The sequence below is a fragment of the Sphingopyxis sp. NJF-3 genome, from assembly GCF_053514865.1.
In genome coordinates this window covers 2,004,274-2,024,799 of record NZ_CM130726.1, presented here as the reverse complement: position 1 = coordinate 2,024,799, position 20,526 = coordinate 2,004,274, and the positions used below count along the sequence as shown (strand labels likewise).

Below are 20,526 nucleotides of genomic sequence, written 5' to 3'. Positions count from 1 at the left end.
CCTTTCAATCCGTGAGCTGGTCGAGAAGTGTCGTGATCCTGATCGTGGCGACGGTCGAAAAGGCGTCCGATATGGCATAGGGAAGCAGGATGCGCTCTCCGACCTTGATCGCGCCGCACGAGTAGACGACGTTCGGGACATAGCCATGGCGCTCTGCGGTCGCGGGCTGGACGAGCGGTACGCGCGAGCGTCCGAGCACGCGTGAGGGATCGTCCTTGTCGAGCAGAACAGCGCCGATCGAATAATGGCGCACCGGGCCGACGCCATGGGTGAAGAGCAGCCAGCCTTCGTCGAGTTCGATGGGCGAGCCGCAATTGCCGATCTGGACGAACTCCCAGGGATATTCGGGTTTCACGATCACCTCGCCGAGGCCCCATTCGTGGAGGTCGTCCGACAGGATGAGATGCAGGCTCTCATTGTCGTGGCGCGCGATCATCGCATAGCGCCCGCCGATCTTTCGCGGAAAAAGCGCCATTCCCTTGTTGTGCGCCGCGGCGCCCTTGAGCGGTGCCAGATGGAATGTCACGAAGTCCCGGGTTTCGAGCAGCTCCGACCTTATGCCGCTTCCACTGTAGGCGGTGAAGGTCGCATAATAGGTGGTCTGGCCTTCGTCGTGGAAGGCAACGAAGCGGGCATCCTCGATCCCGTTTGCCTGCATCTCGGTGACAGGGAAGATCACCCGCTCGGCGATGTCGCTGGCGGGATCGAAGCCGAGTTCCAGACGATCGCCGACACGGGCGGTCACGACGGGCGTCGCGGCGAGCCGCGCGGGCGGGTCGATGGTAACGGTTCCGTCGGCGGCCAATATTCCCGACCGGAACGTCAAGGAGGAGATGTGGCCTTCGCCGACGGCGCGCAGGCTGAGAATGAAGCGGCGGCATCCTGCGGCGACGCCCGACTGGTCGGGGTGCGGCACGATGCTCGGATTGAACAGCGCCGCCGCTTCGAAGCTGTACTCATGAAGGAAGTAGGCGCCGACGAGCTGACGCTGCGCCTGCGAGAAACTCGCGTGAGCGGCAAACGCATCCTCCATTTCCGCGGCGCGCCGTTCGAAGATTGCGGGGAGGTTGCGGTGCCGGTCGTCGAAGTTGCGCAGCGTTTCGGCAAGCAGCGCGTCGGTCTCGTCCGGGGTCATCGCGAGGACGCGGTCGACGATGTGATTGGCGCGGGTCTTGTCGACGGGATTCAGGTCTCGGGGTTCGACCGCCGGCCGGAACGGGCGGACGACGACGCGCGACGGGTCGGGCCGCAAGTGAAGCGCCTGCCGGTTGAAGAAGGGCGCGGATGGCGGAGCCCCGTCAGGCATTGGTGGCTTCGTGTGTGGATGGGCTCGGCTGTGACGGCGCCCGCCGGTTCGCCGCTCGCAGGCGCTGCATGTCGGCCAGCGCGAGCAGGAAGGACAGCACCGATTCCGCGCCCCGGTTCTCGTTCGCGCGGTCCGGGTGGAGGCCGTCGCGGCAACTGCCCGTCGCGAGGTCGGCCAGCTTGATGCCGAGCTCGTTCGCGCCAAGAAACCATGCGAAGGCGCGCTCGGCTTCCGCACGCCACGAAGAGTCCGGATCGACGCCTTTCGCCGCGATACAGGCCGCGATCGTCGCGCAGGCCTCCAGCGGCTGTTGATCGAACGGTTCGGGACTATTGCGCGAGGCCATCAGGAAGCCATGCGAGCCTACGGGCCGGAAATGTCCTCCGGGCGCCGTCTGCATCGTCACCAGCCAGCGCAGACTTCGCAGCCCTGCCTCGATCATGGTCGCCGAGCGCGCTGCGGCGCCCGTGACGATCAGCGCCTGCGGTAGCCGGGCGTTGTCATAGCTGAGGCCATTCTCGAACCATGTCCATTCGGAACCTTCCTGTTCGCTCAGCAGCCTTTCGAGGCGACCCGCGAGCTCGGCGCGCAGGCGCGCGGCGGCATAATCTTCGGCATAAACCGCGCAATAGGACGCGAGGCCGAGCAAGGTGAACGCCCAGGACCGCGGTGAGGTGAAGGCCTCGACGTCGGCCAGCGCCTCGCTGAACAGCTCTTTTGCCCAGCGCGCATGGCCAAGGGAGCAAGCACGCGCACTATAGGCGCCCAGCGCCCAGAGCGTCCGCCCGTGGCTGTCCTCCGAGCCGGCATCTTCGAGCCATCGCCGGTCGAAGCCCATGAAATTGCGAAAACGCCGATTGTCCGGATTCCAGCCGTGCTGGATGAAGGCCGCGAATGTGGATGACAGCCGACGCGCCAGCGCCGCATCGGGGCCGCCGGCGAGACCGCAGCACAGGAGCAGCGCTCGTGCGTTGTCGTCGATGCAATATCCATGACTGCGGTCGGCGATTGCGTGAACGGCATGCTGGAATATTCCCGTGTCGTCGGACATCGCGGCGAGATGGTCGAGCGACATCGGTGGGAGGCCGGGTTGGACGTTCGTCCGCAGGCGGACTGGGCCGGGTTCGGGCATCCCCGCCCGGCCGCCGGACGCGAGCCTGCGTTCACGGCAAGCCTTGCGAAAACTCGCGGCATAGCGCCGCGCCGAATTGGCCCAGATCATGGGGCGGCTCGCCGCATAGGCCTTGCGCCCCATCGCCAGGCGTTCGGTGTCGTTGCCCAGCAGATCGGAAATCGCCGGGCCGAAGCCCGCCGGATTGTCGAACGGGATCAGGACGCCCGACCCGTCGGCGAGCAACTCGGCGGCGTGCCAATAGGGCGTGGAAACGACCGGACGCCCCAGACCATGCGAATAGGCGAGCGTTCCCGACGTCATTTGCGCCGCCGACAGATAGGGCGTCGTATAGACATCGCACATCGCGATATGGTCGAGCAGTTCGGGGCGGTCGACGAAACGGTTGATGAACGCGATATGGTCATCGAGGCCAAGCTCGCGTACCCGCGCCGTCAGCGTGTCGCGATAACGCTCGCCCTCACGGGCCTGCAAGGCGGGGTGGGTCGCGCCCATCACGACATAGAGGACTTCGGGGGTGCGCCGGACGATTTCGGGCATGGCCTCGATTATCGTCTCGATGCCCTTGTTCGGGCTCATCAGCCCGAATGTCAGAATCACCTTGCGATCGGTAAACCCCAACCGCTCCTTGGCGGCGCGCGTCGAGGCGAGCGGAACATCGGGAATGCCGTGCGCGATGATGTCAATCTTCCCCGGATCGGCGCCGTAGACATCGATCAGCATGTCGCGGGCCTTGTCGGCCATGACAACCACCCGCGCCGATGCGGTAACGATATCCTTCATGACGCGGCGCTGCGCCGTGGTCGGCCGATCGAGAACCGTGTGCAAGGTGGTGACGAGCGGCGCATCGAGCCTCGCTACGAGGCCGAGAATCAGCGCGCCTGCCTCGCCGCCGAAGATGCCGAACTCATGCTGGAGGCAGACGAGATCGAACGCCTCGCGATTGATGAAATCGGCGGCGGCGCGATAGTCGGCCGCCTGATCCTGGCGGATCGTCTTGCGGACGGGTGGCGGAAATTCGTGGTCGCCGCCCGGCTCGATCATCGCGACAATGGCCGTATCCGCAACCTCGCCGAGCGCACCGACCGCGAGTTCGAGGTCGGTCGTGAAGGTGGCTATACCGCAGCGGCGCGGGAGGGCATTGCCGACGAACGCGATCCGCAGCGCCGGCGTGTGCAGGCCATCTCAGTGCTTGCCTTTCGGCTTGGCGGTCATTTCCACCGCAGACGCCTCTTGGGCGGCAAGGGCAGTGAGTGCTTTGGGTTTTGCTGCCTTGGGCTTGCGGATCTCGCGATTGCTGCGCTTTTGCGATTTTGCCATGTCAGACGTCCTTCCGTTCGATCATCCGATACGAGAGTTCGTCCGAACGCCGCGGGCGGGCCGAAGCGATCGCTCCGCTCCGGACATTCGGAGAAAGATAGGGACGGTGACGGTAGGGGAAGGATTTGAAGCACTGACCGAGGCTTTCGATCTTGCGCCGATATCGCATGATCTCCGAGGGTTTGGTCGCGGCGGAATAGCGCATCAGCGCGATCTGTTCGTCTTCGAGTAGCTGATTGAGGCACATGGTGCGTGCTCCTGCATCAAGCGAGAGCACAATTTTTGTCCCTCTGTCACATGGAGCTTGTTCAAAATTCAGGTGATGAGGGCCTTATACCACGGATCGCGCAAACCACCCCACGAATTCGGGGCAATTCGAATGCCTATATGTTTATCATTGCGGCCAACACTTCCCGGGCAGAGCGACACCAACCTGACGGCAATGACTATGATCTGTTGATTTTGGAGGATTTGCGCGCGGTTGCGAACGCAGTCGGCCGCACGCCTCGCCGGGGGCAATCGACCGCATTCGTATCGAGCCCGTTCGCTATTGGCTTGTCGTTTCCGCAGCGTTGCGCCGCGCGCGATCAATTCATTAGTCCTGCCTGGGCGGCCTGCCTATGTCATGGAGCGTATGAAGGCGCTCGCCGACGATTTGCCAGATATGGGCGGCCCCGCGATCGCCAAGGCGAACCGCCCCGGCTTCCTCGTCGACGGCAAATTGTTCCGAAGCATTGCCGTAGCGATTTTCCGCGTCGAGCATCGCCCTTGAAATGACCTGTTCGCGATCAGGCGCATCGGCTTGTTCGCTCAAGCTGCGCTCCCGAATCCGCTGGCGGAGGAGTTCGGCGCGTTCATCATGGATGTTGACGTTTCGCCAAGTCTCCAAGGGCAATTGCCCGGTATGGCCGTGCGCGATGTCCTTGTCCGTCGATGGCCATGCAGAGCCGGGATTGACGGCGCTGCTGCTCCCACCGTCGTCCATCGATATATTGTCGGCAAGCGCTGCGAGCGCCATTTCATCGTATCCGAGCGACCGATAGATATCGCGGCCGATGACCCAGCGCGCTTCTTCTATCTCGGCCAGTCGATCGACTATATCTTCGAGTGCGGAGGCGCTGCGTTCCTGGGGCGTCATGCTGAGCGCCTTATGAATGAGAAGCTCGGCAATGAATGTGTCGCCGAGGAAATCCGCATATCCGGTAGCCTGCTCCGAGGTTGTCGGGTCGGCTTTGAGGCGGGCGGAACCGGGCCGCCTTTTGTCGGCAGGCCCGTCGTCGAGACCGCGCCGGTCGCGATATTCGGCGATCCGCCTGGCATAAGAGTCGGACAGATCGAAGCTGGACGGAGGATGTCCGTCGCGCCGCGCCCGGCTTACGGCAATCAAGACCATCTGATGATGATAGAGAAGTTGATCGAAATCCATATTCCGTCTCCCGCGTGCGGGAGCGCGAAAGTCTCTCGGTCGCCAACATGCAAAAATGAGGCTGACGATACCCCGTAGGTGGTGCGAACAACCGCTCTTTACAAGGCCCAGAGGGTCACGCTGACCCGTTTCGCAGCGAACCACCGCGGTATCGTTGCGATCCCCAAGTCTGTGCGCCAGGAACGCATGGTCGAGAATTTCGCGATCCTCGACTTCCAGCTCGACGACGAGGATCTCGCCAGGATCGCGACCCTCGATCGGAAGGCCAGCAGCTTCTTCGATCACCGCGACCCGGCGAAGGTGAGGTGGCTCGGTACCCGCAAGCTTTAGGTCGATGAAAGGCTTCGCGCCGTCCCGGCGCGACGCAAATGCCGCACATGATCGAGAAGGCTGCCGCGACGGCGGTTCAACTTATGCCTGCCGAGACGGCCGAGCTTAGCCAAAGCCGAACAACCGCGGCGCGACGGCATTCCAGATGTCACTGCGTGCGATCCGCGACTCGGTCGTGTGGAACGGAATCAAGATCAGCGCAGCCCGGAGCGGTACCGGATGAATCGGTTCCACCCAAGTCCCCCAAGATCTGAATCATAGGACCCTCTCCCGGAAAATCGCCGAAAATCGACTGGCTCGTCGGCTGTGGTCTTGGCTGTGAAGCGACGGGGTGCCACCGGCCAAACATTTGGTCAGCCGTTCGAAGCGCGCCGGATTTTGGATTCCCGCAAGGCCGGCGATATATTCGGGAGATAATTGGAGTCGCACCTATGGGAACGAAGGCCACTCGCGACCTGTGGGGCCAAGCCCTCGCCATCGAAAATCAGTTTGGTGATCGTGGGCCCGAGGTTCTCGCACGGCGTATCGACCGGCTGCGCGATGCTGGTGAAATCGAGGACGCGGAATTCTGGTCGCAGGTCGCCGGATGCCTGACCGATCTGCATGCGATTCGCCTTCCGGGCGCTTGCGCCGTCAATATGGACGGGCCGTGCGGCCAGCGCCAAAGTGCACACACGCCATGCAATTCGGCCTCGCCGGATACACCCGCGGAACGCGTGCAATTGAACTCAGTCGATCAGTTTCAGAGTGATTAGCTCGACCCTGTCTCTTCGACGGGTTCAATATCGGCTATCAAAGCACCCAGGCTGAATTTTGGCGCCGCCCGGCTGACGGCTGCAAGCCGCTGTCGATCCGCAGCATTGCGAGTCGGCAAGCACGGGGCCGAACGCCCTCTCTTGTAAATGAGAAGCCGCTACCCCATCTCCATGAGATCGTCGGCGTCCTTTCGCGTGCCGGAGACTGAGAGACCATCGCGCTCCCGCTGAACGGGAGGTGGACGTGGATCTCAATCAACTCCTTTATCATCACCAGATGGCGCTGATCGCAGCCAACCGCGCCCACCGCGATGGGCGGCCCCACGCCAATTTCGATCTTCCGCGCTATTATGCGAAGCGGATCGGCGAGTATCGCGCGCGGCGCGGCCTCGGCGTCGGTCCGGCCCTCATGGCCGATCGAGACGGCGGCCCGCGCGCGGATCCTCCGACCTCGGCACAGGGCGACGACTATCCGGCTTTTCTTGGCGACACGCTGGTTGCCGAACTTCTCGTCAACAAGGCGCTGGCCATGACCGAGGCCGAGCGAGCGTCATGCGCGCTGGGCGGCATAGCCGAGCGCTTGACCGATCTCCACGAAGAGCTGTGGGCCATCGGACACGATATCTACCAGGCCCTCGATCTCGACGAGGAAAAACTCGCGAAGTTGGCTGCCGACCTGCCTCCGCCCGCCCCCGACGAACGGCAGGCCGTGCATCTGCGGCCTTTCCGCCCGCAGTCGGACGAGGGCATCGTCCATAGCTATGTCGACCAGTTCAGCGTGGGAAGCTTTCGCTATACCAATATCGAGGATGCCCGCGCAGCGCTGTGTCGTCAGCGCGAGGGCGCTGCGAATTCCGGGAGGCAAGCCAATGGTGCCTGACAGCAAGGAGATGCCGGCGGCGCGCGCGCGGACCAATCCGTTCAGGCGGCGCCGGCCCTTCGCACCGCTTCCGCCGCAAGAAGCGAAGCGTCAGGGCGCGATCAGCGCGCTCGCTTTCCAGTTGCTCGGCGGGCGCGATCCCGCGCTGACCTTCCTGAATGGCGAAAGCGCCGAATTGCGCGGCCGCCCGATCGCAATCGCCACCCTGAGCGATACGGGCTACGCCCTCGTCGAGCGGGAAATCCGCTCGCGCGCGGCCGAGACCGGTGAGCGCCATGTCAGGTGATCCGGAAGCCGCGCGGCATATCACGCGCACATGGTTCGAGTGGGAAATCGACGGACTGGCACGCAAAGTCATTCTTGTCGTCGAAACCGATCTGGCCATGCAGCCCGACGAGCAGGACTATGACGCGCTTACTCTCGACATGCTGCGTACGGAAGCGATCGCCCGGTCGCGGGCGTCGCCCGGCGCGATCGATCGCATTCGTATCGTGCCCGTTCGCTACTAGTGGTCATGACACAGGAATGGAGCATCCGGCATGGCCGATTATGAAATCACCGGCATCCGGCAAGGCGGCATCGAAGGGCGGACGCATCATATTGAGGCGGTGAAAGTCGGCGAAAGCCTGTTCCTCGTCGATCAGATCATCGACTGGACGAAGGACGAGGTTCATCGCTTCTGGATATGGTTCCAGGAAGAGAGGATCGATATCGTGGCGCTACAGCACGGCTCGTCGCGGCGTTATTATCTCACCGTCGACGGTGGCGGTTTCCCGTCGGCTGCTTTGCTGTCGCTCCCGCGCGTTTGATAGCGCGCGGAATCTGGACTTTCTGCTGCATCGAAAATCGTGCGGGCCATCACGAAGACTTCGGACGATTGGGCGAAGCTCCATCGCAAAAGGGCCTCGCATCTGCATGCGAAGCCCTTTCATCCTCTGCGCTCGTGACCAAAGGAAGCCCCATTGGCCTTCCCGGGTCGCGAGGAAAGCCTTTGTCATACGACAATAGGCCGATGCTAGGCGATGTCGAGCGCGATCGCGCCCGAGCCGGTCTTTATCACCGCGGCGGGCCGCCGCGCATGCGCGCTGCTATATCGGACAAAATCAGGTTCGAGACCGCGTTTTTCGCGAAACCGGTTGATCCGCCGGGCATAATGGTTCGGGAGATCGAAACCGGCGGGCGCTTCGCCGGCGCGGTGTGCCCGGTCGGCAGCGATCACGGCCAATTGATGATGATAGAAGAGCTGGTTCATATCCATGATGGTGTCCTGGTGGGGCCTTTCGTCATGCTGACGGCCGCCGTGCCGGTGATTCAGGTTCGCGCTCGCGGATTCAGGCGAGACATTGGGCGCGGACCGCTTCGGCGAGCCGATCCCTGTCAGCGCGGGCCTGTTCGGATTTGAACTGTCGGTTGGCCAGCGCGTGCCACGCGGCGGCCGAACGGAGATTGCGCTCGCGAACCAGTGTCAGGTCCGCCGCGGCGGCGTCGGCCTCGCATCGCTCGGCCTGTTCGCGATAATTGTCGCTGGTTGCTGCCACGGCGCTTTCCTTTCGTTCAGTCGATCATGTCGGCGATCAGCCGCTTCAGTTCGCGGCGCGAGAGCGTTGGCGAACGGCGCGGCGTGCGGCCTATAGTGATCGGCTTGCCTGCCAGCGGGAGGCCGGCGAGCGCGGGTAGAATGGTGTTGGTCTGAAACATATTGGTCTTCTTGATTCTCAGGGGTCAGCGGCGCTTGCGCGCGCCGCCGGCTGGACCGCCGGGGCCGCGATCGCGGTAGACGATGCGGCCCTTGGTCAGGTCATAGGGCGTCATTTCGACGCGGACGGCGTCGCCGACCACCGAACGGATACGAAAGCGTCGCATCCGTCCGGCGGTATAGGCGATCAGCCGATGGCCATTTTCAAGGATGACGCGGAACCGCCCGTCGGGCAGGATTTCCTCGATCGAGCCCTCGAAGCTGAGGACATCTTCCTTGGCCATTGCCGAAGGGCCGGGTCAGGCCGCTTCGAGATTGACCGCGGAGATCTTGCCGTCGCGGCCGGTTTCCAGTTCGTACGAGACGCGCTGGTCCTTGCCCAGCGACGCCATTCCGGCGCGCTCGACGGCAGTCACATGGACGAAGCTGTCGCCCGAGCCGTCTTCATTCGAGATGAAGCCATAGCCCTTGTCGCTGTTGAAGAATTTGACTTTGCCGATCGGCATGGGTGTTTCCTTTCACGAAAACAGGGTATCCGCCGGCAAAAGCACCGACAGAGCTGGAAGCGTGAGAAGGGAAGAATCGCCCCGGAGCGGGGTATCAAAATTCCGTCGCAGGCGACGTTAGCAACTGTGATATGGGCCATCCTTTTCGAAAAGTCAAGTTTCTGCCTGGATTTTCATTAAATGGCGAGGGCGGTGTTTCCTGTTTTTCTCTTTGAGGACTGGAATTATTCAATCGCAGCTTCTTACGGTCGCGGCCTCTCGTCGCCTTCTCGATCTGCTGGCGGATCTGCGCAATGCGCGTCGATGTCGGCTCTGGTGCCGATATAAGCGTCGTGTGCTCTGCATGAGCTATTGATTGGGACGTCGCCAACGCGGCGGGATTGGCTGGATGTATCTATCCATGCCGGGCGGAATAACCACCTTCCAGAGCCGCACAATGCATAGCTTCCTATGTCTTCTGCAATATGCGCCGTTCCAAGAGGCTTGCGAAACCACGGTGGCCATCTGCGATAATAGCGACGGTTAAGGGGGCAACGGAACTTCAGCCTGCGGTTCGGTTTAATTCAATCGCCATTGTTAGCGTCTGTCGTGCTTGACCATTCGGCTCTCGGCGCGGCGATCGCTTGCGTCAACAACGCAGTCTGGCCAGTGTCGATATATGTAGACGACATCATCGTGTCCTCGCACGATGTTGCGGCGGTTGATCATGCTTTGAGCGAAATACGCGCTGCCGCCGATGCATCCGGCTTCGTTATAAATGATGCCAAGTCCGATGGGCCCGCAGCAGAGATCACCGCTTTAAACATCCATATCGGTAGCGGGCGTATGGAAATTGCTGCTGATCGGATGGTCGAATTTCTCGAAAATATTCAAGGCGGTTCGGACGAACAAGTCGCCGGAATCCTGAATTATGTCGGTAGCGTAAATGAAGGTCAGAGGGAGCTACTTGTAGCTGGGAGGGACTAACCCGAATCTATCGGCTTTCAAATACCGGATACGGGATGGCTATAAGCGCCCTTCGGTCGATCACGGTATCCGCAAAAGGTAGGATGCTCCGGCGGCCAGCCGCTCTGTCGGAACGCTATTCGCCCAAAACGCTGAAAGTGTTGAGGAACCTTCGAAAGTCGCGGCCTCGTCGATCAATTTCCTATTCCGCGCTCCGCGGCGCGGTCTCCTAGCACTAACTGTGCTCGGCCAAATGCCCAAGCATGTCGAGTAATACCGTACGGCGTGCGGCATCGTGCTCGACCGGCCGCTGGCGGAGAGCGAAAAGGACGGCGGTGCCCGCATTTCGGCTCGGGCTCATCAGAGGTGGAACGGCCGACATCAGGCGCGATGCAGTCACGCCGATACCTATAGCGAAATCTGATAGCCCTTCGCACTGCGTCGCGGCGCGTCATCACGCGCCATAACCGTCATATGAGATTTCACCGACCCGGTTGATTTTTGGGACGCCGACGCGATCCCTGCGTCGCCGGGAAAATGTCTTAACGCCTACCAAACTCCTTGTCGGACAGATTTTCGTCGTTTTCGCGATGGTAATCGCGGGCGTCTGGATCGCCACGCCATGGTGTGCGGCACAGCTAGGTTATCAGCCGCAGCTTGGACCGGCATGGTTTGTCCTGTTCGACACGCCGGTCTATCGGCCGTGGGCGATATTTCCGTGGTGGTATCACTACGAAGCCTACGCGCCCGAGGTTTTCGACAAGGCCGGGATGATCGCCGGGGGCAGCGGCTTTCTCGGCTGCGCGTCCGCCATCGCCGGGTCGCTATGGCGCGCGCGCCAGTCGCGGCATGTCACCACATACGGCTCCGCGCGCTGGGCTACGAACGGCGAGATCGACCGCGCCGGCCTGCTCAGCGCCAGCAGCGTCTTTCTCGGCCGCAAGCGGTGGCGCTATCTTCGCCACGACGGGCCGGAGCATGTCATGGCCTTCGCCCCGACGCGCTCGGGTATGCGTGCGCATAGCCGCCGCGGTGAAACTCACCGGCATAGGTCGATCGACGCTCTACGAACTCATCAAGGCCGGCGAGCTTGAAACGGTAAAGGTCGGTCGATCAACCTTCGTCCGATACGCCAGTCTCAAGCGCCTGTTCGAGAAAAGTTAGGTGCCATGAGCGAGCCGCAGGAACGACAGGCAAGATCGCTCGCGCCTGTCCATAGGCAATTTATCCTGCAATTTCGCGTTTTCGCCAAATGCAGGATGAAGGACAAGTAAGCCCCACCACCGGCGTGTTCGATTCCCTTTTTTCGCGTTTCATCCCTCTTTTCGATTCCCATTTTTTCTTTGTGGTCGCGTGAGGGTATGAGTGAGGGTATGTCCTGTCCGATCGGAGAGAATATTCAATATTAACATGCCATTAGGTGGATGGTGTGGCTCCCGCTACCTCCAAGATTTCATCCGACATTGTCCGACATTGCCTTTGAAAACCGCAGAAATCTGCGGTATAATCCCTTTCGTTCTCCGACGGCATCCGGCCTTTTCCAGTGGCAGCCGAGCATGTCTGGGGGCCACTTCGGGGGCCTCCGTTTCGGGATCAATTCGAGTGGCCCCCAGCGCGGGGGCTACTTGGTAGAAAGGTCGATGAAATAATGGCACTTTCTGACGTCGCCATCCGCAATGCTAAGCCGCGCGAGAAACCGTTCAAGATGGGTGATTCGCTCGGCCTGTTTCTGCTGGTTGTCAAACGGCGTTCAAAAGGGACCCCCTATCGGCGTCGAAGAGGGACCCCCTTTTCGGATATGATGCCGGTTAGTTGAAGGTCGCCTTGCGCTGCGTGCGGCGGAGGGCGGGCGTAGCCCGACCTTCTATTCGGCCAAAGTTGGGCACGACCAATGGCCTAGAGCGTCAGATGCTCGGTCGTTCGCGCCCATTCGGCGAGCGGCCCCTGCCGCTTGATCGATTTGAGGCACACCACCGATGCCAGCCGGTGAACGCCCGGCAGTTTCGAAAGGTCGTGCCGCAGAAGTTCGTCGAGATGGTGGACCGATCGTGCGAATATCTTGAGCATATAGTCGCTGTCGCCCGCGGTGGTGTGGCATTCGACGACCGCGGGGTGGGCGATGACGGCTGCCTCGAACTCGACATGCGCGTCGAGATTGATCCGCACTTCGACAAAGCTCTGCACCTCGAGGCCGAGCGCCGAGGGGTCGAGGCATGCCGCGTAGCCGTCGATGATCCCCTGCTTTTCGAGATTGCGGACCCGCGACCAGCAGGGTGATTTGGAAAGCCCGACGCTTTCGCCGAGATCCGCGAAGGACTGGCGCCCATCCTCTTCGAGCGCGGCGATGATTTTCCAGTCGAGTCTGTCCATATCCTGCCTCGGGCCGGCGGCAGGGGCACGCGCCGCGCTGTCCGCCACGCCCTTATGCACCCGCTGCGAGGGAGCATCAACCGCGGTTCGACGATTCGTTCCGCGATGAACGCGATGGAGGCTTGGTTCGCAGATAATTTTGCAGTTGCGAAGCACGATGTTCTCGACATGGGTCATTTTGAAAAACGATTATCGCGGCCCCGGAGTGAGGAGGACGCAATTGCGGACAATGTTTCCCGTTCGACGCTCTATCCTCCGGCGATCCTTGGGAGAGATGAGTGGCCGCGACGCATATCTACGACGCCCCGCCGGAAGGGGTGGCGCCGGACTGGACGATGGACCAGAACTGGCAAGCCTTCGCAGCGGAGCAGCACGCGACATGGCGCACCTTGTTCGATCAGCAATCCGCCGCGTTGCAGGATTATGCCTGCCTGGATTTTCTGCGTGGCCTCGATATTCTGCGCTCGGTCGCGCCGGGGGTGCCAGATTTTTCCGAACTCAACCGCCACCTCGAGCCCGCGACTGGCTGGACGATCGTCGCGGTTCCCGGCTGGATTCCGAACCGGCCCTTTTTCGAGCATCTGGCGAACCGGCGTTTTCCGGCCGCCAATTTCCTGCGGCCGCCCGAGCAGATCGGCTACAGCGAAGAGCCCGATATGTTTCACGATATATTCGGCCATGCGCCGATGCTCATCAATCCGGCTTTTTCGGAGTTTCTGGTTGCCTATGGCGAGGCCGGGCTGCGCGCCGAAACGCTGGGCGCCGCGGATTTCCTGGGGCGGCTGTGGCTTTATACGACCGAGTTTGGGCTGGTGGTCGAGCAGGGCGAACTGCGCGCCTTCGGGGGCGGGTTGCTATCGAGCTACGCCGAGACGGTGTCGGCGCTCACCTCGCCCGAACCGCGGCGCATCTGGCTCGATATCGAGCGGGTGATGCGGACCAGATATCATTTCGACGAATTCCAGCGCACCTATTTCGTGGTCGAGGGCTTCGAGGAATTGTTGCGCGCGACCGAGGAGACCGACTTTGCAGGCATTTACAGGAAGATTGCGGATGAAGCCGCGCTCGACCCCGAAGATGCCTTTCCGGGCGACCGCATCTATGATGGTCCCCTGCAACCGGTCCGGCCGGGGCCGGCCTTCATGAACGGGGAGGCGCGGCGATGATCAGGCACACGAAAGACGGCAGCACCGACATTTTCGAGACCGAGATCGACGGCGAGACGATCCAGTGGGACAATGGCCTCACCTACGCGCGCCATATCCAGACACAGCAGCTATTGTCGGCGCAGGTTCCGGTGTCGGACAAGCCCGACGAGATGCTGTTCATCATCATGCACCAGACGATGGAGCTGTGGATCAAGCTGGTGCTCCACGAGGCGCGGCTGATGGTCGAGGCGATCCGCGGCGACCGGCTGGAGATCGCGGGCAAGGGGCTCGACCGGATCGCGACGATCCAGCGCCACATGATCCACAGCTGGGAAGTGCTCGCGACGCTGACCCCGCATGACTTCCTGACCTTTCGGGGCTTCCTGCGCCGCGCCTCGGGCTTTCAATCGCAGCAATATCGCGAGCTCGAATATCTGCTCGGCAACAAGCGCGCCGACATGATGGTCGTCCACGCGGACGATCCGGCCGCGACCGCGCGGCTTCGCGCCACCCTTGAAGCGCCGTCGCTCTATGACGAACTGCTCCGGCTGCTCGCGCGGCGCGGTTTCGATATTCCCGCGGACCATCTGGAGCGCGACTGGACGCAGCCTTATGAGGCATCCGAAGCGGTCGAGAAGGCGTGGCTCGCCATCTACACCGACGTCGAACGCCACTGGGATCTCTACACGCTCGCCGAGAAAGTCACCGCGCTCGAATATTATTTCCAGGAATGGCGCTTCAAGCACATGAAGACCGTCGCGCGCGTGATCGGCCACAAGCCCGGCACCGGCGGCTCGTCGGGGGTCAATTATCTCGTCAAGGCGCTGAACCTCAGCTTCTTTCCCGAACTCTGGTCGATGCGTACCGAGATGGTCGCGCCGCGCGAGGGTGGGGATTATGCTCAAGGGGCGGGCGCATGAGCCGGATGTGGGACATTTCGCAGCCGCTCCACGCCGCGGTACCCGTGTGGCCGGGCGAGCCGCCCTTCGCGCTCCACAGCCATGCGGTGATCGGCGACGGCTGCCCGGTCAATGTCGGGGCGATGTTCACGCCGCTCCACGCGGGCACGCATGGCGACGCGCCGCTGCACTATGCCAATGACGGCGTGTCGTCGGCCGACAGCGACCTCGATCCCTATATCGGCCCCTGCGTGCTGCTCGACGTCCGCCATGCGCGCGGCAGGGTGGAGGTGGGCGATATCGACTGGGACGCGGTCGCGGGCGCGACACGCGTCCTGCTGCGCACCTACGCGCATTTCCCGCATCGGGCATGGGACAGCGATTTCACCGCGATCGCGAGCGAGGTGATCGCGCGGCTCGGCGCGACGGGCGTCCGCCTGATCGGCACCGACGCCGCCTCGCTCGATCCCGAACAGTCGAAGACGCTCGACGCGCATCACGCGGTCAAGGCCGCCGACATGCGCATCCTGGAGGGGCTCGTCCTCGATGATGTGCCGCCCGGCCGGTACGAGCTCGTCGCGCTGCCGCTGCGCATCGTCGGCGCCGACGCGAGCCCGGTGCGGGCGATCTTGAGGGATTTGCCATGACCGGGACGCTCCTCGCCGCCGATGCCGCGGAACGCGACGCGGCCGATCCGCTCGCGGGTTTCCGCGATCGCTTCCAGCTCCGCGACGGCCTCATCTATCTCGACGGCAATTCGCTCGGCGCGCTGCCCAAGGCGACCGCCGACCGGCTGGCGCGCGTGATCGCTCAGGAGTGGGGCGAGGGGTTGATCACCTCGTGGCTCGGCGCCGAATGGTCGATCGCGCCGCGCCGGATCGGCGACAAGATCGCGCGGCTGCTCGGCGCGGCGCCCGGCGAGATCATCGCGACCGACTCCACCTCGGTGAACATCTTCAAGGCGCTGACCGCCGCGCTGTCGCTGCGGCCGGGGCGGGCGAAGCTGCTCTCCGAGGCGACGAACTTCCCGACCGACGTCTATATGATGCAGGGGATCGAGGCCTTTTCGGGCGGGCGGGTGAAGGCGGTGACCGCCGACCCCGATGCGGTTCTGGACGCGCTCGACGATGATGTCGCGGTGCTGCTGCTGACGCAGGTCCACTACAAGTCGGGCCGCGTCCGCGACATGGCACAGGTCACGCGCAAGGCGCATGACGTCGGTGCGCTCGTCGTCTGGGATCTGAGCCACAGTGCCGGAGCCATTCCCGTTGATCTCAACGGCGCGGACGCTGATTTCGCCATCGGCTGCGGCTATAAATTCCTCAACGGCGGCCCCGGTGCGCCCGCCTATCTGTTCGCCGCGGCGCGGCATCAGGCGGCGACGCCGGTGCTCTCGGGCTGGTTCGGCCACGCGCGGCCCTTTTCGTTCGAGGAAGATTATGATCCGGCGCCGGGAATCGAGCGTTTCCTCTGCGGCACGCCGCCGGTGCTCGGGCTCGCGGCGCTCGAGGCGGGCGTCGACCTGCTGCTCGAAGCCGACATGGACGAACTGCGCCGCAAGTCGCTGGCACTCGGCGACCTGTTCATGGAGCGGATGGAGCCGCTCTGCGCCCGCTACGGCTTCACGCTGGCCAGCGAGCGCGACCCGGCGCTTCGCGGCAGTCAGGTCGCCTATGCCCATCCCCGGGGGTATGAGATCGTCCAGGCGCTCAAGGAACTCGACGTCATCGCCGACTTCCGCACCCCCGACGTGCTGCGCTTCGGACTGACGCCGCTCTACCTGCGCTACCGCGACATCGTCGAGACGGTCGAGCGGCTCGATCGGGTCTGCGCGACCGAGGCGTGGAACAAGCCCGAATATCGGGAACGCGCGGCGGTGACATGAGCGAGGTGTCGATGCCCTTCCTGCCCAAGTCGAAGGTGGCCGCGGTGCAGGCCGCGCCGGTCTTCCTCGATCCCGCCGCGACGGTCGACAAGGCCTGCGCGCTGATCGCCGAGGCGGCTGGGAACGGCGCGAAGCTCGTCGCCTTTCCCGAGGTGTTCGTCGCCGCCTATCCCTATTGGAACTGGTTGATGACGCCGATCGAGGGGGCCGAATGGCACGAACGCCTCTATCGCGCCTCGATCCTCGCCGATGGGCCCGAGGCCGCGGCGCTGTGCGCCGCCGCGCGCGATCATGGCTGCACGGTGGTGATCGGGATCAACGAGCGCGATCCAGTCAGCGTCGGCACGATCTACAATTGCAACCTGGTCATCGGCGCCGACGGCAGCCTGCTTGGGCGCCACCGCAAGCTCGTCCCGACCTGGGCCGAGAAGCTCACATGGGCAGGCGGCGACGGCGCCTCGATCCGTGTTTATGACACGCCCGTGGGGCCGCTCGGGACGCTGGCGTGCGGCGAGAATACCAACACGCTCGCGCGCTTCGCGCTGCTGTCGCAGGGCGAACTCGTCCATGTCGCCAATTATATCGCGCTGCCCGTCGCGCCCGCCTCCTACAACATGGCCGAAGCGATCAAGATCCGCGCCGCCGCGCACAGCTTCGAGGGCAAGGTCTTCACCATCGTCGCCTGCTCGACGGTGAGCGAGGAGATCATCGCGGCGATGAGCGCCGAGCGACCGGCGAACCGCGAATTGCTGTCGCGCCCGAACAGCGCCTTTTCGGGCGTCATCGACCCGCACGGCAACCTGATCGGCGACGCGCTGATCGACGACGAGGGCATCGTCTATGCCGAGATCGACCTCGGCGACTGCGTGCGCCCCAAGCTGATGCACGACATCATCGGCGGCTATAACCGCTTCGATATCTTCAACCTGACGGTCGACCGGACTCCCCGCGCGTCGGCCCTGTTCGTGGACGAGGTCCCGCCCGCGGACGATCCCAGCGAGGAGGAGGCGTCATGACCGACAGTCCCGCCACCATCGACCCGCGCGACGCCGTTCTCGGCCGGTCGCGGGTCACCGACACGCCCGAACTCGAGGCGTTCTACGACGATCTCGCGCGGCGCAACGCCGGCGCCTTCTGGAAGCGCGCCAACGCGATCGAGCCGTGGGAACCCGAGACGCGCTATCGCCCGACGCTCTGGCGCTATGCCGATATGCGCGCGATGTGCCTGCGCGCGATCGACCTCGTGAAGCCCGAGGAAGCGGGGCGCCGCGTCGTCACCCTGCTCAACGACAGCGAGGCGGGGCGCGCGAATGTCGCCGTCTGCGGCTGGCTGTTCAGCGGCATGCAGGCGATGCGCCCCGGCGAGATCACCCCCGCGCACAAGCACACGGCCTCCGCGCACCGCTTCATCATGGAAGGGAAGGGCGCCTATACCGTCGTCGACGGGCATCATATCACGCTGGGCGCCAATGATTATGTGCTGACCCCGAACGGCTGCTGGCACGACCATGGCGTCACGGCCGATGGCGAGGTGTCGATCTGGCAGGACGGGCTCGACATCCCGCTGATGAACTGCCTCGAAACCAATTTCTACGCGGTGTACGAGCAGCCCGCGCAGACCGCCGCCTTCCCCCCGAACGACCTGCCGCTGAGCTATGGCGGCGCGGGTTTGCGGCCCGAGGGCGTCGCGGCGTGGGACAAGCCCTATTCGCCGGTGATGGTCTATCGCTGGGATGCGGTGCGCGACGCGCTCTGGAACCTCGCCAAGGTTTCGGGCGGGACGCCCTTCGACGGGCATATGATGCGCTATGCGAACCCGCTGACCGGCGGCTGGGCGCTGCAGACGATGGGCGCGCATATGCAGATGCTGCCCGGCGGCTTTCGCGGCCAGGCGCACCGGCACACCGGCAATGTCGTCTATAATGTCGCGGCCGGCCGCGGCTATTCGATCATCGGCGGCGAGCGCTTCGACTGGCAGACGCACGACATCTTCTGCGTGCCGGCGTGGACGTGGCACGAGCATGTCAATCTCGACCCCTCCGAAGAAGCCTTCCTCTTCTCGTTCAACGATTTCCCCGTGATGGAGGCGCTCGGCGTCCGGATCGAGGAACCCTATTCCGACCATGGCGGCCACCAGCCCGCCTGACTGCAAACAGACAGGATTAAATCCATGCGCTTCGTGACATATCGCACGGTCGAGACCGAACCGCGGCTCGGCCTTCTCCACGACGGACTCGTGGTCGACGTCGAATATTTCGGCGCTGCGATCGGGCAGGCTCTGCCTTCGACGATGCTCGATTTCATCGACCTCGGGCCGATCGCGCTGCGTTTCCTGCAAGAAGCGGTGACCAACGCCTTGACCGCCGATTTCGTCGGCACCTCGCTTCCGCAGGCCAATGTCGCGCTGCTCGCGCCGATCCCGCGGCCGCGCAAGAATATCTTCGGCGTCGGCCTCAACTATACCGAGCATGTCGCGGAATCGGCACGCAGCCTCGACACGTCGAAGGACCTGCCGCAGCAGCCGGTGATCTTCTCCAAGCCGCCGACCGCGGTCGCCGCGTGGGACGATCCGATCCGCCACAATGCGCAGGTGACGCAGCAGCTCGATTGGGAAACCGAGCTCGCAGTCGTCATCGGCCGCACCGCGCGCCGCGTCGCGGAAGCCGACGCGCTGGGTCATGTCTTCGGCTATACGGTGATCAACGACGTGTCGGCGCGCGACTGCCGCCGCGCCGGCCAGTGGATCGTGTCGAAGGGACAGGACAGTTTCGCGCCGATGGGACCGTGCATCGTCACCGCCGACGAGATCGGCGACCCGCAAGATCTGAGCCTCAGGACCCGCGTCAACGGGGTGGAGAAGCAGAACGGCAACACGCGCTTCATGCTGTTCAACGTGGCGCAGCTGATCGCTGACATATCGAGCGTGATGACGCTCGAGCCTGGCGATATCATCGCGACCGGCACGCCGGCGGGCGTCGGTGCCGGGCGCGATCCGCAGGAGTTCCTGTGGCCGGGCGACGTCGTCGAATGCGAGATCGAGAAGATCGGCATGCTGCGCAACCCGGTCGTCGCGGTCTGAGGCGCGCCATGACGGCACGACCCATCCGCATCGGGCAGATCGTGCCCAGCTCCAACGTCACGATGGAGACCGAGATTCCGGCGCTGCTCCGCGCCCGCGAGGCCATCGCGCCCGAGCGCTTCACCTTCCACTCGTCGCGGATGCGGATGAGGAAGGTGACGAAGGAGGAGCTCGCGGCGATGGACGCCGATTCCGACCGCTGCGCGCTCGAACTGTCCGACGCCGCGGTCGACGTCCTCGGCTACGCCTGCCTCGTCGCGATCATGAGCATGGGGCAGGGTTATCACCGCGTCTCCGAGGCGCGGCTCCACCAATGCACGGTGGAGAACGGCCACCCTGCGCCCGTCGTGACGAGCGCGGGGGCGCTGATCAAGGGGCTGAAGGCGCTGGACGCGAAGCGCATCGCGCTCGTCGCCCCCTATATGAAGCCGCTCACGCAGATGGTGGTTTCCTATATCGAGAAGGAGGGCGTCGCGGTCGCCGACTGGCTCGCGCTCGAAATCCCCGACAATCTGGAGGTCGCGGCGCAGGACCCGATCCATCTGCTCGATCATTACAAGCGCCTCGACCTCGCCGGCATCGACGCGCTCGTCCTTTCGGCCTGCGTCCAGATGCCCTCGCTGCCGTCGGTGCAAAGGATCGAGGATGCGATCGGGCTGCCGGTCGTATCGGCCGCGATCTGCACCGCGCACCAGATGCTGACGCGCCTGGGTCTGCCCACGAAGGTTTCCGGCGCGGGCGCCTTGCTGTCGGGCCGCTATTGATCTCGCGGCGCCGTCTCCGCTTGCGCCCGCATGAACGGGGCGCGGTTTTTGCGACATTTTGCGACAATTTTCCCTCCGTGCGGCA

General features: G+C 63.6%; 27 protein-coding genes and 1 pseudogene. 17 read left to right on the top strand and 11 right to left on the bottom strand.

The annotated features are described in order from the left end of the window. Positions 1 to 4: 4 nt before the first annotated feature. From ACOTSS_RS09970 to ACOTSS_RS09950, 5 genes are all read right to left on the bottom strand, one after another. Complete coding sequence (locus ACOTSS_RS09970) at positions 5 to 1,306, bottom strand: glycoside hydrolase family 130 protein (RefSeq protein ID WP_448688030.1); 1,302 nt, start codon at positions 1,304 to 1,306, stop codon at positions 5 to 7. Then, positions 1,299 to 3,482 carry a glycosyltransferase family 4 protein gene (locus tag ACOTSS_RS09965; RefSeq protein WP_448688029.1) on the bottom strand — a complete coding sequence of 728 codons (2,184 nt, stop codon included), beginning with the start codon at positions 3,480 to 3,482 and terminating at the stop codon, positions 1,299 to 1,301. Before ACOTSS_RS09965 ends, ACOTSS_RS09970 begins: the two co-directional genes overlap by 8 nt. A 141-nt stretch (positions 3,483 to 3,623) precedes the next feature. Continuing rightward, positions 3,624 to 3,758 (bottom strand): hypothetical protein, encoded by a 135-nt coding sequence (locus ACOTSS_RS09960; RefSeq protein WP_448688028.1) that lies wholly within the window; start codon positions 3,756 to 3,758, stop codon positions 3,624 to 3,626. A gap of 1 nt (position 3,759) precedes the next feature. After that, a complete protein-coding gene (locus ACOTSS_RS09955; RefSeq protein ID WP_448688027.1) occupies positions 3,760 to 4,035 on the bottom strand; it encodes a hypothetical protein in 276 nt (91 codons plus the stop codon). Between the two features lie 318 nt (positions 4,036 to 4,353). Beyond that, entirely contained in the window at positions 4,354 to 5,184 is an 831-nt protein-coding gene (locus ACOTSS_RS09950) for a hypothetical protein (RefSeq protein ID WP_448688026.1), read from the bottom strand. Between the two features lie 81 nt (positions 5,185 to 5,265). Here ACOTSS_RS09950 and ACOTSS_RS09945 point away from each other — a divergent pair, with 81 nt between their 5' ends. The 6 genes from ACOTSS_RS09945 to ACOTSS_RS09920 all read left to right on the top strand — a co-directional run bounded on the left by ACOTSS_RS09945 (position 5,266) and on the right by ACOTSS_RS09920 (position 7,958). Beyond that, positions 5,266 to 5,514 (top strand): hypothetical protein, encoded by a 249-nt coding sequence (locus tag ACOTSS_RS09945; RefSeq protein ID WP_448688025.1) that lies wholly within the window; start codon positions 5,266 to 5,268, stop codon positions 5,512 to 5,514. 431 nt (positions 5,515 to 5,945) lie between these two features. Continuing rightward, positions 5,946 to 6,269: a DUF6961 family protein gene (locus tag ACOTSS_RS09940; RefSeq protein WP_448688024.1), complete on the top strand. Its 324-nt coding sequence runs from the start codon at positions 5,946 to 5,948 to the stop codon at positions 6,267 to 6,269. Positions 6,270 to 6,513: 244 nt separating this feature from the next. After that, positions 6,514 to 7,149, top strand: coding sequence for a hypothetical protein (locus tag ACOTSS_RS09935; RefSeq protein ID WP_448688023.1), 636 nt, complete (start codon positions 6,514 to 6,516; stop codon positions 7,147 to 7,149). 10 nt (positions 7,150 to 7,159) lie between these two features. After that, positions 7,160 to 7,435 carry a hypothetical protein gene (locus ACOTSS_RS09930; protein ID WP_067184112.1) on the top strand — a complete coding sequence of 92 codons (276 nt, stop codon included), beginning with the start codon at positions 7,160 to 7,162 and terminating at the stop codon, positions 7,433 to 7,435. Next, positions 7,425 to 7,658, top strand: coding sequence for a hypothetical protein (locus ACOTSS_RS09925; RefSeq protein ID WP_448688022.1), 234 nt, complete (start codon positions 7,425 to 7,427; stop codon positions 7,656 to 7,658). The genes ACOTSS_RS09930 and ACOTSS_RS09925 overlap by 11 nt, the downstream gene beginning before the upstream one ends. Before the next feature lie 30 nt (positions 7,659 to 7,688). Next, positions 7,689 to 7,958 carry a hypothetical protein gene (locus tag ACOTSS_RS09920; RefSeq protein ID WP_448688021.1) on the top strand — a complete coding sequence of 90 codons (270 nt, stop codon included), beginning with the start codon at positions 7,689 to 7,691 and terminating at the stop codon, positions 7,956 to 7,958. A gap of 206 nt (positions 7,959 to 8,164) precedes the next feature. Here ACOTSS_RS09920 and ACOTSS_RS09915 read toward each other — a convergent pair whose 3' ends face one another. The 5 genes from ACOTSS_RS09915 to ACOTSS_RS09895 form a co-directional block, all read right to left on the bottom strand. Beyond that, entirely contained in the window at positions 8,165 to 8,407 is a 243-nt protein-coding gene (locus ACOTSS_RS09915; protein WP_448688020.1) for a hypothetical protein, read from the bottom strand. Positions 8,408 to 8,480: 73 nt separating this feature from the next. After that, complete coding sequence (locus ACOTSS_RS09910) at positions 8,481 to 8,687, bottom strand: hypothetical protein (protein ID WP_067105479.1); 207 nt, start codon at positions 8,685 to 8,687, stop codon at positions 8,481 to 8,483. 16 nt (positions 8,688 to 8,703) lie between these two features. Next, positions 8,704 to 8,847: a hypothetical protein gene (locus ACOTSS_RS09905; RefSeq protein WP_448688019.1), complete on the bottom strand. Its 144-nt coding sequence runs from the start codon at positions 8,845 to 8,847 to the stop codon at positions 8,704 to 8,706. Between the two features lie 24 nt (positions 8,848 to 8,871). Next, on the bottom strand, positions 8,872 to 9,129 hold the full coding sequence (gene infA / locus ACOTSS_RS09900; protein ID WP_067105478.1) for a translation initiation factor IF-1: 258 nt from the start codon (positions 9,127 to 9,129) through the stop codon (positions 8,872 to 8,874). 15 nt (positions 9,130 to 9,144) lie between these two features. Next, entirely contained in the window at positions 9,145 to 9,351 is a 207-nt protein-coding gene (locus ACOTSS_RS09895; protein ID WP_067105477.1) for a cold-shock protein, read from the bottom strand. Positions 9,352 to 9,939: 588 nt separating this feature from the next. On the opposite strand from ACOTSS_RS09895, the gene ACOTSS_RS09890 reads away from it, so the two are divergent. From ACOTSS_RS09890 to ACOTSS_RS09880, 3 genes and pseudogenes are all read left to right on the top strand, one after another. Beyond that, on the top strand, positions 9,940 to 10,317 hold the full coding sequence (locus tag ACOTSS_RS09890; RefSeq protein WP_448688018.1) for a hypothetical protein: 378 nt from the start codon (positions 9,940 to 9,942) through the stop codon (positions 10,315 to 10,317). A gap of 569 nt (positions 10,318 to 10,886) precedes the next feature. Further along, a pseudogene (locus ACOTSS_RS09885) lies at positions 10,887 to 11,306 on the top strand (conjugal transfer protein TraG); the annotation flags it as partial. Then, a complete protein-coding gene (locus ACOTSS_RS09880) occupies positions 11,275 to 11,460 on the top strand; it encodes a helix-turn-helix domain-containing protein (protein WP_082737236.1) in 186 nt (61 codons plus the stop codon). The pseudogene ACOTSS_RS09885 and the gene ACOTSS_RS09880, both read left to right, overlap by 32 nt. A gap of 732 nt (positions 11,461 to 12,192) precedes the next feature. On the opposite strand, the gene ACOTSS_RS09875 is transcribed toward ACOTSS_RS09880, so the two are convergent. Continuing rightward, complete coding sequence (locus ACOTSS_RS09875) at positions 12,193 to 12,666, bottom strand: Lrp/AsnC family transcriptional regulator (RefSeq protein WP_448688017.1); 474 nt, start codon at positions 12,664 to 12,666, stop codon at positions 12,193 to 12,195. Between the two features lie 278 nt (positions 12,667 to 12,944). Here ACOTSS_RS09875 and phhA point away from each other — a divergent pair, with 278 nt between their 5' ends. Genes phhA through ACOTSS_RS09835 form a run of 8 tightly spaced genes read left to right on the top strand, consistent with a single transcriptional unit; the run spans position 12,945 to position 20,441 of the window. Continuing rightward, on the top strand, positions 12,945 to 13,832 hold the full coding sequence (gene phhA, locus ACOTSS_RS09870; protein WP_448688016.1) for a phenylalanine 4-monooxygenase: 888 nt from the start codon (positions 12,945 to 12,947) through the stop codon (positions 13,830 to 13,832). Next, positions 13,829 to 14,734 carry a tryptophan 2,3-dioxygenase gene (locus ACOTSS_RS09865; protein ID WP_448688015.1) on the top strand — a complete coding sequence of 302 codons (906 nt, stop codon included), beginning with the start codon at positions 13,829 to 13,831 and terminating at the stop codon, positions 14,732 to 14,734. The genes phhA and ACOTSS_RS09865 overlap by 4 nt, the downstream gene beginning before the upstream one ends. Continuing rightward, positions 14,731 to 15,360, top strand: a complete 630-nt coding sequence (gene kynB / locus ACOTSS_RS09860) for an arylformamidase (protein ID WP_448688014.1) — start codon at positions 14,731 to 14,733, stop codon at positions 15,358 to 15,360. The genes ACOTSS_RS09865 and kynB overlap by 4 nt, the downstream gene beginning before the upstream one ends. Then, positions 15,357 to 16,598: a kynureninase gene (gene kynU / locus ACOTSS_RS09855; RefSeq protein ID WP_448688013.1), complete on the top strand. Its 1,242-nt coding sequence runs from the start codon at positions 15,357 to 15,359 to the stop codon at positions 16,596 to 16,598. The genes kynB and kynU overlap by 4 nt, the downstream gene beginning before the upstream one ends. Next, positions 16,595 to 17,614, top strand: a complete 1,020-nt coding sequence (locus ACOTSS_RS09850; RefSeq protein ID WP_448688012.1) for a carbon-nitrogen hydrolase family protein — start codon at positions 16,595 to 16,597, stop codon at positions 17,612 to 17,614. The genes kynU and ACOTSS_RS09850 overlap by 4 nt, the downstream gene beginning before the upstream one ends. Beyond that, positions 17,611 to 18,744, top strand: a complete 1,134-nt coding sequence (locus tag ACOTSS_RS09845; protein ID WP_448688011.1) for a cupin domain-containing protein — start codon at positions 17,611 to 17,613, stop codon at positions 18,742 to 18,744. Before ACOTSS_RS09850 ends, ACOTSS_RS09845 begins: the two co-directional genes overlap by 4 nt. Before the next feature lie 24 nt (positions 18,745 to 18,768). Further along, positions 18,769 to 19,677 (top strand): fumarylacetoacetate hydrolase family protein, encoded by a 909-nt coding sequence (locus tag ACOTSS_RS09840; RefSeq protein WP_448688010.1) that lies wholly within the window; start codon positions 18,769 to 18,771, stop codon positions 19,675 to 19,677. 8 nt (positions 19,678 to 19,685) lie between these two features. Then, the gene (locus ACOTSS_RS09835; protein ID WP_448688009.1) at positions 19,686 to 20,441 is read left to right on the top strand and encodes a maleate cis-trans isomerase family protein; all 756 of its coding nucleotides are present in this window, start codon (positions 19,686 to 19,688) and stop codon (positions 20,439 to 20,441) included. The last annotated feature ends 85 nt before the right edge of the window (positions 20,442 to 20,526 follow it).